Genomic DNA, 12,853 nt, shown 5'->3' with positions numbered 1-12,853 from the left:
GAACGCGCGCAGCAGCGGGCGGCCCTCCTGGTCGGTTGCCGATGTGCGGTCACTCATGCGCCTTTTCCTGCCTGCGGTGATTCGGCCGGACGGGCGTCGTTGCCCGCCAGGGCGGACGACTCTATCGCGTTCGCGTGCGTACCTGTTCGCTCTTGTTGGCGCCTGGCCGATTAGTTGGCGTACGCTCACTGCCTATTCTATCCGCTAGAGCTGATGACGCTGGTGGGGCCGCGCGCGGTTCCGCCGGTTCGGAGGTCCAGCACGATGAGATCGACGTCATTGACCCCGCAGGTCTTCCGCCGCCGGCCGGCCTGGTCGGCCGGTGTCCTGGCCGTCGCCGTGACGGCCACCGCCGTCGTCTCCGCCACGGCCGACGCCGGTACGGGCCACCGCCCCCGGACGGCGAAGAACGTCATCCTGCTGATCGGCGACGGCATGGGGGATTCGGAGATCACCCTGGCCCGCGACTACACGGTCGGCGCGGGCGGCCGGCTGCACATGGACGGCTTCCCGCAGACCGGTACGTACACCACCTACTCGGTCGACAGTCACGGACGGCCGGACTACGTCACCGACTCCGCCGCGAGCGCCACCGCCTGGTCCACCGGCCGCAAGACCGTCAACTACCGCATATCCAAGACGCCCGGCACCGACCGTCCGATGCCCACCATCCTCGAACTGGCCCGTCGCCAGGGCCTGGCCACCGGGTCGGTCACCACCGCGGAACTCACCGACGCCACCCCCGCCGCGATGGCCGCGCACGTCGGCGACCGCGACTGCCAGGGCCCGGCCGACATGGAGGGGTGTCCCCGCGACACGATCGGCCGGGGCGGCCTCGGCTCGATCGCCGAACAGTCCGTACGGCTGCGGCCCGACGTCCTGCTCGGCGGTGGCCGGCAGCGCTTCGACCAGAAGATCACCGAGGGGCCGTACAAGGGCCTCACGGTGGCCCAGCAGGCCGAGAAGCTGGGCTACCGCATCGTCAGCGACGCGCGCGGCCTGCGCGCGGCCGGCCCGGAGCGCCCGGTGCTCGGCCTGTTCGCGCCCGGGGCCGTGCCGGTGGAGTGGACGGGCCGGCCCGCGGCCCGCGGCGGCACCGAGGCGCAGCGCTGCGTCACCGTCAACCCCCGCCGTCCGGCCGGGACTCCCACGCTGGAGGCGCAGACCCGCAAGGCCGTCGAGCTGCTGGAGGCCAAGGCGCGGGCCGGCCGGGCCGGCAAGGGTTTCTTCCTCCAGGTGGAGGGCGCCTCGATCGACAAGCAGAACCACGAGGCGGACCCCTGCGGCCAGATCGGTGAGACCGCCGCGTTCGACCGGGCCGTCAAGGTGGCCCGCGACTACGCCGAGCGCCACCCCGACACCCTCGTGATCACCACCGCCGACCACGGGCACAGCAGCCAGATCGTGCCGGTCGACGCGGAGCCGATGGGCCTGTCGGCCACGCTCGTCACCGACGAGGGCGGCCGGATCAAGGTCAGTTACGCCACGACCACCACGCCCGAGGACGGGCAGGAGCACACCGGCACCCAGGTCCGTATCGCGGCCCAGGGACCGTTCGCCGAGCGGGTCAGGGGCGTCACCGACCAGACCGAGCTGTTCACGACGATCACCAGCGCGCTCGGGCTGCGCTGACCGCCGCACGACGGCAGCACGGCGCGGGCCGCCGCCCCGGCATTCCGGGACAGCGGCCCGCGCCGCGCTGACGCTACCGGGCCGCTCCGGAAAAGACGGCTGTCGACGGACCGCCGAGGAACACCGGATGCGTCTCGTCGATCTTCGACCGGATGTCGGAGCGCAACCGTCCGCCGGCCGCCGCCACGGCCCGCTCCAGTGCCGCCTCCGCGTCGGCGTCGTACCCGTACGGCACCACTTCCAGATCCTCCACCAGCGGCCCGAGGAGATCCGCCGCCTCCAGCGCGACGGCGTGGCGGTGCGCCAGGTACTGCTTGCGGCGGCGGTGGGCCTTGGGTGCGCGCAGCGCCGCCCGGGCGAGGTCCGCCGCGTTGGCCTCGGTGGCCACCAGGTGCGGTGCGTGCCGCAGTACCAGCGCGGTGAGCGCGCCGTCCGGCTCGTCCTGGCGCAGTGTGGCCCGCAGGGCTTCGCGCAGGTCGGCGCGGGGCAGTACGGCCGTGGCCAGGACGTTCGCCCACTTCGCCGTGGGGCGGGCGGCGAGGGCGACGAGGGCCTCCCGGGGGTGGTGTGCGGCCAGGAACAAGGCCGTCTGCTGCATCCGGTGGAACAGCAGCGTCCAGGCGGCCGGGTCGGTCTCCTCCTGCAACTCCTCCACCAAGGCGTCGAGTTGCAAGACCGCCGCGCCGGGGCTCTCGTCGGCCAGGCGCAGCACCGTCTCCCGGGTCCAGGTGTCGGTGCACAGCATGCCCATCGAGAGCGCCAGGGGCAGCGTCTCCAGGGTTTCGTACTGCGCCGAGTCGTCGTAGTGCGTGCGGTACTCCACCAGGGACGCGAAGACGGCTGCCCAGCGTGGGGAGGCGAAGGCGTCCGACAGGTGGGCGACTTCCTTGACGGGCACGTACGAGAAGTCGTACGAGCCGTCGAACAGCGTCCGCAACAGCCCCAGAACGAGCCGCATCCTTGGCAGGTCGAAGTGCTCCTGGCCCGTCGGGCGGGCCTCGATGCGCAGTGTCCACGTCCCTGCGGCCAGCAGGCGTTCGGAGCGCAGTTCCACGCCGGGGAACCAGTCGCCGAACCGGGCGAGCAGCACCTCGAAGGCGGCGAGCCGGCCGGTCTCCTCCTCGGTGACGTCCGGCTGCTCGCTCCACTCGGCCTCGATCCTGCCGGGCGTGAACAGCAGGCTCGCCTTGTGCAGCGACAGGGGGACGTCCAGTTCGAAGGAGTCCCGGGTCAGCCGCAGCAGCTTGTTGCCGCCCCGGCAGAAACGGTCCGCTATCGCGTGGAGCCCGGCGACGCCGCTGGGGCCCGCTCGGCCGGATAGCGGTCCGTCGTCGCCAGCAGCCACTGGTGGAGGGCGTTGTGCAGCCGGTGCGCGTTGGCCGGGGCAGGGGGCGGTGTGGCGGCGTCGGCGGCGCCTTCCAGCAGCCGCCGCCACGAGGCGCCCTCCTCGATGGTGTGGTCCTCGGCAGGCGGCCCGGCCTGCCACTGCTCGATCCATGCCCGGAACACCTCGACGGCCCGTGCCTCTCGCGCCGTCGGGCCGAATGCCTCGGCCAGCTCCAGCCAGGCCAGCATGACGCCCAGGTACCCCTGGTGGAGCACCGGGCCGGGGCGGTCCACCAGCTTCAGGAGCAGATCCTTGAGCGCCGCGTCGTAGGTCTCGATCAGATCGCAGCGGACCAGGTTCAGCAGGACCCGGCCGTCCCCCTCCAGCAGCGGGCCGCGGGCGAACGCGCGGTAGGCGTCCGCCAGTTCACGGGCGCGGCGGGGCGCGGCGGCGGGGTCGGCGGCGGACAGGGCCACCCGGCAGCGCTCCAGCGCCAGATGGCGCGCGGCGAAGTCCGGGTCGGCCGCGGCGGTGGCCACCAGGCGGGAGGTCTCGCCGGGCGGCAGGGACGACCGCCGGGCCAGCCGGCACAGTTCCCCGGCCGCCGCCGGGTCCTCCAGCGGCAGGGCGTCCAGCAGGCGGACGAGGATGTCGTCGCGCTCGTCAGCCGCGTGGATGTCCAGCGCGTCCATGGCGTCGGCCAGGGACTCGACCGCCAGCAGCGGGTCCAGGGCCGCGTCCGCCCCGCCGTCGGCGTCCACGAGGGCGAGGACCGGCGGCAGGAGGCGCCGCAGAACCGTGTCGGACAGGGCGTCGCGGCCGTCGAGCCGGGCCAGGGCGGCCGCCGGCCGTACGTCCGGCCTGCCGGTGGCGGCCGCCAGGCGCTGTGGGCCCATCAGCCGGGCGCAGCGCGGCAGTACGGCCGCGACGCGATCGGAGGCGCGGGCGGCCACGAGGCCGCGTACGTATCCGGCGGCCTCGGGCGGCACGGCGTCCGGCAGGCGCGCCGGATCGGCGCCCAGGGAGAGCGCGGCCGCGGCCGCCTGGGCCACGAAGGCGGGGGAGGTCACCGCCGTGCCGTCCCGGTGGTGGCATTCGGGGTCGGGCAGGAAGCTGCGCGCGACCAGGCGTTCGCGCGCCGCGGGGGAGAGGTGGGCCGCGCTCCGCAGTTCCTCGTACCCCGGCATCGCCTCGGGGCCGGGCTGCCGCCCGTCCGCCAGCGCCTCGGCCGCCCGCCCGCAGGACCGCTCGTCGAACAGCAGCCGGCAGCCGGACGGGACGGCGGCGACCCGGCGCGGCACGGTACGGGCCCGCGGCGGGTGGCCGGTGCCGAAGTAGCAGCGTTCCGCCCACGGGTCGGCCAGGACGTAGGACGCCGACTCCGGCACGTCCTCCGCCCGGCACCGCAGCACGGCCACTCCGTACTGGCGGAACATCACGGCGGCGTGCTCGGCCGGGCTGCCGCGCTCGACCAGGACGTGCCCGGTGGCGGCCCGCTGCCGCGCGTCCAGCCGCAGGTACTGCGTCCAGGCGTCGTCCAGCCGGGCGGCGGCCAGGAACGCGGTGGCGGCCACCTGCCGCGGGGGCACCAGCAGGTCCACCGGGCGCCCGGTGTGGGTGTCCTCCCACACCTCCCGGTCCTCGTCGGTCAGCACCTGCACCGTCGGCGCCGGGTCGAACGCGACGGCGGGCCGGACCTGGACCAGGTGCGCGGCCTTCACCTGCACGGACCGCAGCACCTCACCGCGCCACAGCGGCGTCCGGCCGTCGCCGGGCAGCCACACGACGCTGTTGTCGGTGCCGTCCAGCCGCTGCGCGGAGGCGAAGCCGAAGCCGAGGGAGAGCTGCCCGACGACACCGCTGCCCTCCTCGTACTCGGTGAGGCTGGTGACGGACACGGTGCCCGCGTCGGTCTCCAGGACCCACTCGCAGTCCAGGCGCGCCATGCCGAAGTGGTCGTGCAGGGCGGCCAGCAGGCGGGCGGTCCGGTCCGTCTCCGGGCGGCCGAGCCGCGGGGTCTCCTGCGGGGCGGGCGGCGGCCCGGAGACGGCGGAGGTGTCGATCAGCGGCTGGACGAACGCCGCGATCGGCGCGGGGCGGAAGTCCGGGTCGGCCAGGCGCTGCTGGGCCACGGCGTGCTCGCCGTACCCGCTGAAGACCACGGCCGCGACGACGGCGGGCAGCTCCTCGGGCCCGGCGCAGACCAGGCTGTCGTAGCCGCCCGCGTTGATGTTGTCCTCCTGGTCCTCGGCGCCCGAACTGCGCACGATCCAGGGGGCGGGGCCGCAGGTGCGGGCGATCTCGTCGGCCAGGCCGGGCCACTGCCGGCGCAGGAATCGCGCGTATCCGGTGACGAGTTCCCCGGCTTCCTGCGGAGGTGTTTCTCCGGTTTCCCCGGCGGCGCCCTGCGGGGCCGCTCCGCCGGTTTCCCCGCCCGCTTCCCGGACGCTGTTCAGGAATTCCCGGGCCGTCCCGTCCGCCAGCGGGAATACGGGCAGGGCGACGGAGGTGAGCCGGGGATGGGTGGAAAGCTCCAGGAGGCGGGCACATTTGGCGCCGTACGCGCTTTCCGGGTCGGCCGGCCTGGGGTTCGACGGTCTGTCCATGGGAATGGTGCTTGCCCTTTCGTGTCCGGGGGAGTGCGAGCGGCGCGTACGGTCAGTCGTCCAGGAACCGGTCGACCCACTCCCGGGTCTCCCGCGCGTCGCGTTCGGCCTCGCGCAGCCCGTCCATGACGCTCCAGGCGGCCTGGTACCAAGCCTCTTCGCCGACCGGTCCGGCCGCGGTGAACGGGGCGAGCCGGTCGCAGACACGGCTGAATCGCGCCCGCGCGTCGTCCAGGACGTCCGGGCCGAAGGCCGCGGAGACGGCCTGGTTGTCGTTCCGGTAGAAGAGCAGCCCCTCCTCCTCCGTCGCCTTGTAGAAAGCCTTCTTGACCTCGCGGGTGGCCGGCACGAACTGGAAGAAGGTGCCGTTGCCCACCACTTCCAGGGGCAGCGAGGCCGCGGCGAGTGCGGAGCGCGCGTGCTCCACGAAGAGGTCGCCGGTCTCCCGTACGGTGCGCTGCGGCTCGCCGGTGGCCACCCGGGCCAGGGTCCGCTCGGCCGCGGCCAGCACGGTCGGCTCGAAGAAGGAGGTGTACGACACCTCGCGCAGCGGCTTGAGCAGGGTCCGCGACCCGCCGACCGCGGCCGTCGGGAAGCCGTTGGCCACGCCCTTGGCCGTCACCCACACGTCCGCGTCCAGCAGCCCGGCGGTGGACAGGCCGGGACCGTAGCGCAGCCCGACCTTCACCTCGTCGACGATCAGCGGGACCGCCGCCTCGGCGAGCAGCGCGCGGGCCCGCTCGTACCAGCGCGGCGACAGGTGCATGTGGTCGGGGGAGACGACCACGGCGGCCACCCGCTCGCGGTGGTCGCGCAGCAGCCCGGCCAGGACGTCGAGGTCGAAGAAGAAGTCGACGATGCCGTCCGCGTTGGGCTCGAACGGCGCCTTCGCCGGGTACCACATCGGGTCGTAGCCGTGGTAGCCAGAGCTGAGGACGAGGGGGGCGCCAACGGCCTCGCGCACCGCGAGCACCGCCGCGCGCACGGCCGAGGTGCCGGTACGGAAGAGGCCGACGACCTCGCCGCCGCACAGCTCCAGCAGCCGGGAGGTGACCGTGTCCAGCAGCGGGCTCCAGCCGGTGGCGGTGCCCAGCGCCCCGGTGGCCGCGCGGCCGACGGCCTCGGCCACCTCCGGGTCACCGTGGCCCAGCAGGACCGAACCCCGGGTGTTGTCGAAGTCGATCCAGCGTTTTCCCGCGTCGTCGGTCACATAGGCGCCCGAAGCCGAGATGAATACGCGGGGATTCCCCTCCGCATTCCGCGGACAGGTGGGGATTTCGGCCAGGGTCGCAAAATTTTGAGTCATCGTCAGCCTTTTTCTCGATGAACTGTTGAACGTGGATCGAGGACGCGTCCACAGTCATTTCCTGTCGGTCGTGCAAAAAGATCGGACCAGGGTCGGACAGGAAACCGTACGGCAGGAGGAAAAACGTGGAAACGGCGAATGCGCGGGCGGCAGAGGTGATTTCCGGGGAAACTCCGGGGACGCACACGGGACGGCCGGGCGTACGAACTGGCGGTGTCGCGGCCCCGGCCGCAGCAGCACCGGTGGGCCCGCCCCCGCTGCGCCGCGCCGCCGTGGCCTCCGCGGTCCGGCTCGGCAGCGCCGAGGCCCGCTACGCGTGCGCCTGCTCCATCGAGCAGCTCCTTGCCGACACCGCCGCGTGCCCCACCGCGCCCACGTCCGCCCGTGCCCTGCTGGACGAGGTCCGACAGGCGTGCCAGGACCTCGCGCGGGCCGTCGCCGCCGGTCCCGGGGGCCGGTTCGCGCCACCGGCGCCCGGGCCGGGCTTCCTGGAACGCGCCATGGCACGGACCGCCGCGTACACCGCCGGCCTGTGGCAGAGCGGCGCGGCACGCGGCGACGCGGCGGCCGAGGCGCTGCTGCGGCACGCCACCGACTGGAAGACGCCGGAGTGCTACGCCTACGACCTCGCCGACGTGGCGCTGGTCCACGGCCAGGCCGCCGCGTGGCTGGCGGCCACCGAGGAGCCGGCCCCGGTGTTCGTGGTGGGCATCCGCACCGGCGGCTCCTACCTCGCGCCCCTGTGGGCGGCGGCTGTAGCGGCCGCTGGGCGCACGGCCGCCCCCTGGACTTCGCTGCGCCCGCTGCGCACGGCGGGACAGATCTCGCTCGTACCGGCCGAGACCGGCCGCTTGCCCGCCGCCCTGCCCCCGGGCACGGTCGTCGTCGCCGTCGACGACCAGCCGGACACCGGCGGCACCGCGCGGGCGGTCCGTGACGCGCTGGCCCGGCGCTACCCCGAGGCGCGCGACATCGTGTGCGCCTCGCCGGGCCGGACGTACGCCGTGGACGGAGCCGGAATACGGCCGCTGACCCGGACCTCCGCCGTACGCGAGGACGCCGGGCGGCTGTGGCAACTGCTCGCCCCCGCCGACGCGGACCGCCTGACGGACCGTGCCAGGGCCGGGGGCGCGGTGCCCGCCGACGCCACCGCGTACCGGGTGACGCCGTTCCGCGGCCCGTTCCTCACGGCGTACGGACCGCGCGCCACGGACCCCGACGCGGCCGGGGCCGGTACGAGGCCGACCGGCCAGGCCGACGGCACGGGTACGAGGCCGACCGGCCAGGCCGACGCCACAGGCACCGCCGCGAGCACACCCCCGCCGACCGGAGTGCTCCGCATCAGCCCCCGCAACACCCCCTTCTCGCTCGTCGCCGACGAGCCCGCCACCGGAACCCCCGGCACGCCGGCCGCCCGCCCCCGCGCCTATCACTTCCGCTTCATCGGCACCGGCCCGCACGGCGCGCAGGGCGCCGAAGCCGTCGAGGCGCTGGGCGAGTTCCTGCCGCCCGTCCGCCATCACCTCGACGGCTACCTGGTGACCGGGCACGAGGACGGCCTGCGCCCGCTGGCCACCGAACTGCCCCGGATGACCGAGCGGCACCGTCGCCAGGCCCTCGAAGCCGTGGCCCGCTACTGGCACGCGCTCGACCGCCTCGGCGGCCTGGGACCGGTGGACCCCACCGTCACCTACGCGCCGCGCGAACGGCTCGCCACGGCCCTGGAGCGGCTGCGCGACCGGCTGGCCCGCCCGCTCCCCGTGGACGGTGCCTGGCTCGACCGCCACCTGCCGCGCCGCGCCGCCTTCGGCGGCACCCGCGCCCGCGTCTTCCGCACCTCGCTGCCGTACTCGCACCAGAGCTGGCACTGGCAGGTCGGCGCACCCCCGGCCCCGGATGTGCCGCCCGTGGTCCGCCGGTTCGGACTCGACTGGATCTGGGGCGGGACCGGCCCCCTGGAGGCGGAGATCTCCTCCTTCGTCGTCGAGAACCGCCTGGACCCGGCGGACCTGGCCGCGCTGCGGACGGCCGTCGGCGACGACCGCGCCTTCGACGCCGCCCTGGAACTGGCGGGCGACGCCCTGTGGTGGAACGTCAAGAGCTGGCTGCGCCGCTGCCTCGCGCCCAGCTCGGGCACCGCCCGCAGGATCGCGGACGATCTCGGCGAACTGGCCCGGTACGTGACCGGGCTGCGCTGACCGGGCCGCCGCGCGGGACGGCCGGCCGCGGCTCATCCGGCCCGGCCGGCCGCGGCCGGCGACGGCGCCCATACCCGCTCCACGTGGGTGCCGTCCCCGGGCCCGGCCACCTCGCGGGCGTACCCGGTCACCTCCTGGACGCACTCGTCGTCGGTCTGGCAGCCGTAGATGTACATGCCGCGCACCTTGTCCTGGAGGACGGACCCGATGCCGGTGACGGCGTACAGGGACAGCCCCTCCTCGCCCAGCGCCTTCTCCGTGGCGGCGCGCGGGTGGTGCGCGGCGTAGGGCAGGTCCTCGTAGTACAGCCGCCGCACGCCGTCACCGGCCGACCGCCGTACGGCCTCGTGCACCAGCCGGTGGTCCACGTGCCCGCCCACGGCCGCCGGAGCGAGCACCAGGGTGGGGCGCAGCTCGGCCACCGCCTCCGCCACGGCCTCGGCGATCCGGTCGCGCAGCGGGTCGGCGGCCGGGTCCGCCGTCAGCTCCGTGTCGTCGTCGTAGCCGCGCAGGCTCGCGTCGTCGAAGCCCAGCGGTACGTACCGCGCCAGGCCGCGCGCCCGGCAGTACCGCCGCTCCTCCTGCGCACGGCGGGCACTGATCACCTTGGGGCCGGCGGCCCGCAGCCGCTTGGGCAGCGCCCACGCGGAACGGGTGAAGACGGTCAGCAGCAGCCCCGGCGCGGAGCCCGCGCACGCGGCCAGCACACCGCCGCAGGAGTAGGCCACGTCGTCGGGGTGGGGCGAGATCCACAGCGTGGTGTGGTCCCGCAGTTCCTCGATCAGACCGGTCATGTCGTCACACCCCCAGCGCCGGTGCGCGGCGCGGTGCGGCGATGAGCGTCGCGTACCGGTGGGCGACCTCGCGCCAGCCGGTCCACGGACGCCGCGCCGGACGGACCGACCCGCCGCGGGCGACGACCGCGTCCATCAGCTCCGCCACCGTCTCCGCCCGCAGCGACGCGAAGTCGGCCAGGGCCCCGCAGTCGCCGAGCGTGGCGACCGGCAGGCCGAGCTGGAGCGCCTCCGCCGCCGCGAAGTTGAACGTCTCGTGGAAGACGGAGGGCAGCACGAACAGCCGCGCCCCCGCGTACACCCGCTTCCACTCGGTGCGGATGTCGTAGGAGTCCAGCACCTCGACCGCGCCGGACGCGGCGTACGGCGCGACCAGTTCGCGTGCCGCCCGCCCCTCCTTCGACCAGGTCGCGAACACCACGCGGACCGGCAGCCCGGCACCGGTGAGCCGTTCCAGACACACCCGGGCCTGGCCCACGGAGGTCTTGCCGAGCTGGAGCAGCACCGGGCCGAACGGGTCGCGCAGATCCGCCGGCGGCAGGTGGTCGACGGCCCACGGGATGTACGTACGGGAGCCGAAGCAGCGGGTCCACGGCAGGTCGCGCAGGAACACCTCGCGCGCCGGGCCGTCGGGGAACACTCCCGCCGCCGTGCAGACCCCGCCGGACGGGCCGGCCGCGCCGGGCGTGTGCACCGGGCAGGGCGGCGGGGTGGCCAGACCGGGCGACAGGCGGCTCACGTCGTGCCAGATCCGCACCACGCGCCGCCGCAGCTCGCGCACTTCGGGCCGGTCCTCGCCCGTGGCCGCGCCGTCCGCGCGGGACGTTCCAGCCGCTCCCCCTGCGAACAACGGGCTCTCCACCAGCGGAAACACCGCGTCCACGCGCTCCCGCACCACCCGCTCGGCCAGCGCGCCGAGGTCGGCGCCCTCCGTGGAACGGTAGAACTCCGCCTCCACGCCGTGCTCCCGCAGCCCCTCGGCCAGGTGCCACAGGGCGGTCTCCACCCCGCCCCAGGTGTCGCAGGTGAAACCCTCGTCGTAGATCTCCAGCAGCGCCCGGAGCGGACCCGGCGGGTCCAGCGGCGCGTCCAGGGAGGCGGCCGGCGGCTCAGACATGGACCGCCTCCAGGGGCAGCAGGCCGAGCCGGTCGCACAGGTCGTCCACGACGAGCCGCCGGTTGCCGTCGGCCAGCAGGTCCAGCGAGCAGTCGAAGTACGACTCCAGCCGGTTGACGATGTTGGCGTAGTCGCGGTCGCCCACGTCGAGGTGGCCGCGGGCGACGATCGCGTCGGGGTCCTCACCGGTCTCGTCGCTGAGGCACTTGACCACCAGCAACCGGACGCGGTCCCCGGCCGCGCCGGCGAGCGGGGCGTCCGTCACGCCGTCCGGGCCAGGTGGCTCTTCGAGTTGGCCACCACCAGGGAACTGCATGGCTCCTCCGTTCCGTCCAGGGTTCGGTCCACGATGAAGACGCCGGTGTTGCTGACCTTGAAGCGGGCCGAGCGCAGCATCCCGTCGCCGAGGTCCAGCAGTTCCATCAGCAGCGCCTGGATCGTCTCGGCGTGCGAGACGAGCACGAAGCCCGCCGCCGGCGGGCCGGCCAGGCACTCGCGCAGGAACTCCCGGGCGCGGGCGCGCTGCGCCGCCCAGCTCTCCACCCCGGCGAACTCGCGCTCCGGGTGCCGCAGCCGCTCCTCCAGCAGGGCGTCCCACTCCCGTACCGCCAGCGGGCGCGGGAACCTGCGCGGCGCCCGCACCTCGGCCAGCCGGGCGTCGCAGACGGCCGTCAGCCCCAGCGCCCCGGCCAGCGCCTCGGCGGTGCGCACGGCCCGCCGCAGCGGGCTGGTGCAGAGCCGGTAGCCGCCCGGCCCGGCCGGGCCCGGCCAGGACGCGCGGTCCCCGGCCAGGTGCCCGGCCAGCGCCCGTGCCTGTTCCCGCCCGAGCGGCGTGAGGTCCGCGTCGGTGTCGTACCCCTCCATCAGGTCGTCGTCCGCCAGGACGTTGACCTCGGCCTGGGCGTGCCGTACGAGCAGGAACCGCCGGGTGACGGGCGTGGCGGTGCCGCCCGTCATACGAGGGGCAGCGGGATGCGGCCCTCGGGCGCCAGCATGCGCGGCCGGGAGTTGTTGAACTCCTGGTTGGCGATGCAGGTGCCGCACGGCCAGTTGTCGAACTCCCGGATGGGGCCGAAGTCGTGGTACAGGTGCTTCGGCACCGAGTAGCAGTCGCACTTGACCATCTGGATCTTGTCGTCGGCCACCGAGTAGTTGTAGCCGTTGGTGATCTGGTCGCAGACCGCGTCGCGCTTGCCCGTCTCGAAGATGTGGTTCCAGCGCCGGAAGTACTCCGGCGGGGCGAGGAACTCCGCCGGGTGCAGGTCCTCGTAGCGCAGGTTGACCTCCAGCGGCTGCCCCTTGAAGGCGAGCAGCGGCATGAAGTGCAGCAGGCCCTTGTAGCCGCGGGCGGACAGCGTGTCGATGAAGGCGTTCACCTCGTCGATGGTCTGGTCGTGGTAGACCGCCTGGAGTTCGGCGTCCAGCTCCACCGCCGTGTCGATGATGCGGTCGACCTGCGCCTGGCTCAGGCCGCGCTTCTCGTTCATCCGGGCGGTGTGGCCGTCGACGGAGAAGACCCACATCAGGTTCTCCCGGCCCTCCAGGCACCGCGGCAGGCGGGTGCCGTTGCTCAGCACCTCGATCTGCCAGCCCTCGGCGGCGCGCCGCTGGAGGTGGTCCAGGATCTTCGGGTAGAGGCAGATCTCACCGTTGGACTCCACCCGGAACAGCACGTTGTCCTGCTCGTACTTGGCGAAGATCCGGTCCAGCGAGTCGTTGGTGGCCGGCTGGTCGACCTTGATCGCCTTGACTTCGCAGTAGGTGCAGCGCAGGTTGCAGGCGCCGTCGATGACGATGTTGCGGTAGGCGCGGACGCGCCGGGTACGCGGCGGCCATTGCACGGTGGTCATGGTCAGGGTGTCCTCTCGTACGG

10 protein-coding genes are annotated in these 12,853 nt (G+C 74.3%); 2 read left to right on the top strand and 8 right to left on the bottom strand.

Annotated features, from left to right (window positions below; translation table 11 throughout):
- Positions 1 to 264: 264 nt before the first annotated feature.
- Entirely contained in the window at positions 265 to 1,632 is a 1,368-nt protein-coding gene (locus tag EJG53_RS02365) for an alkaline phosphatase (RefSeq protein WP_125043360.1), read from the top strand.
- Positions 1,633 to 1,705: 73 nt separating this feature from the next.
- Here EJG53_RS02365 and EJG53_RS02360 read toward each other — a convergent pair whose 3' ends face one another.
- The 3 genes from EJG53_RS02360 to EJG53_RS02350 are packed head-to-tail and all read right to left on the bottom strand — an operon-like array spanning position 1,706 to position 6,871.
- The gene (locus EJG53_RS02360) at positions 1,706 to 2,977 is read right to left on the bottom strand and encodes a hypothetical protein (RefSeq protein WP_125043359.1); all 1,272 of its coding nucleotides are present in this window, start codon (positions 2,975 to 2,977) and stop codon (positions 1,706 to 1,708) included.
- The gene (locus tag EJG53_RS02355; protein ID WP_125043358.1) at positions 2,905 to 5,565 is read right to left on the bottom strand and encodes a hypothetical protein; all 2,661 of its coding nucleotides are present in this window, start codon (positions 5,563 to 5,565) and stop codon (positions 2,905 to 2,907) included. The genes EJG53_RS02360 and EJG53_RS02355 overlap by 73 nt, the downstream gene beginning before the upstream one ends.
- A gap of 52 nt (positions 5,566 to 5,617) precedes the next feature.
- Positions 5,618 to 6,871, bottom strand: coding sequence for an aminotransferase class III-fold pyridoxal phosphate-dependent enzyme (locus tag EJG53_RS02350; protein WP_125043357.1), 1,254 nt, complete (start codon positions 6,869 to 6,871; stop codon positions 5,618 to 5,620).
- Between the two features lie 242 nt (positions 6,872 to 7,113).
- Here EJG53_RS02350 and EJG53_RS02345 point away from each other — a divergent pair, with 242 nt between their 5' ends.
- On the top strand, positions 7,114 to 9,069 hold the full coding sequence (locus tag EJG53_RS02345; protein WP_125043356.1) for a hypothetical protein: 1,956 nt from the start codon (positions 7,114 to 7,116) through the stop codon (positions 9,067 to 9,069).
- Positions 9,070 to 9,101: 32 nt separating this feature from the next.
- On the opposite strand, the gene EJG53_RS02340 is transcribed toward EJG53_RS02345, so the two are convergent.
- From EJG53_RS02340 to EJG53_RS02320, 5 genes are read right to left on the bottom strand one after another with little or no spacing between them, the layout of a single operon-like run.
- Positions 9,102 to 9,863, bottom strand: a complete 762-nt coding sequence (locus tag EJG53_RS02340; protein WP_125043355.1) for a PIG-L deacetylase family protein — start codon at positions 9,861 to 9,863, stop codon at positions 9,102 to 9,104.
- Between the two features lie 4 nt (positions 9,864 to 9,867).
- Positions 9,868 to 10,980 (bottom strand): glycosyltransferase family protein, encoded by a 1,113-nt coding sequence (locus tag EJG53_RS02335; protein ID WP_125043354.1) that lies wholly within the window; start codon positions 10,978 to 10,980, stop codon positions 9,868 to 9,870.
- Positions 10,973 to 11,245: a DUF6137 domain-containing protein gene (locus EJG53_RS02330; protein WP_125043353.1), complete on the bottom strand. Its 273-nt coding sequence runs from the start codon at positions 11,243 to 11,245 to the stop codon at positions 10,973 to 10,975. The genes EJG53_RS02335 and EJG53_RS02330 overlap by 8 nt, the downstream gene beginning before the upstream one ends.
- Entirely contained in the window at positions 11,242 to 11,937 is a 696-nt protein-coding gene (locus tag EJG53_RS02325) for a histidine phosphatase family protein (protein ID WP_125043352.1), read from the bottom strand. The genes EJG53_RS02330 and EJG53_RS02325 overlap by 4 nt, the downstream gene beginning before the upstream one ends.
- Positions 11,934 to 12,830 (bottom strand): radical SAM protein, encoded by an 897-nt coding sequence (locus EJG53_RS02320; RefSeq protein WP_030999104.1) that lies wholly within the window; start codon positions 12,828 to 12,830, stop codon positions 11,934 to 11,936. Before EJG53_RS02320 ends, EJG53_RS02325 begins: the two co-directional genes overlap by 4 nt.
- Positions 12,831 to 12,853: the final 23 nt, after the last annotated feature.

This window comes from Streptomyces chrestomyceticus JCM 4735, assembly GCF_003865135.1.
GTDB lineage: Bacteria > Actinomycetota > Actinomycetes > Streptomycetales > Streptomycetaceae > Streptomyces > Streptomyces chrestomyceticus.
Note: the sequence above shows the minus strand (reverse complement) of the source record. Positions and strands in the feature narration are given on the sequence as shown.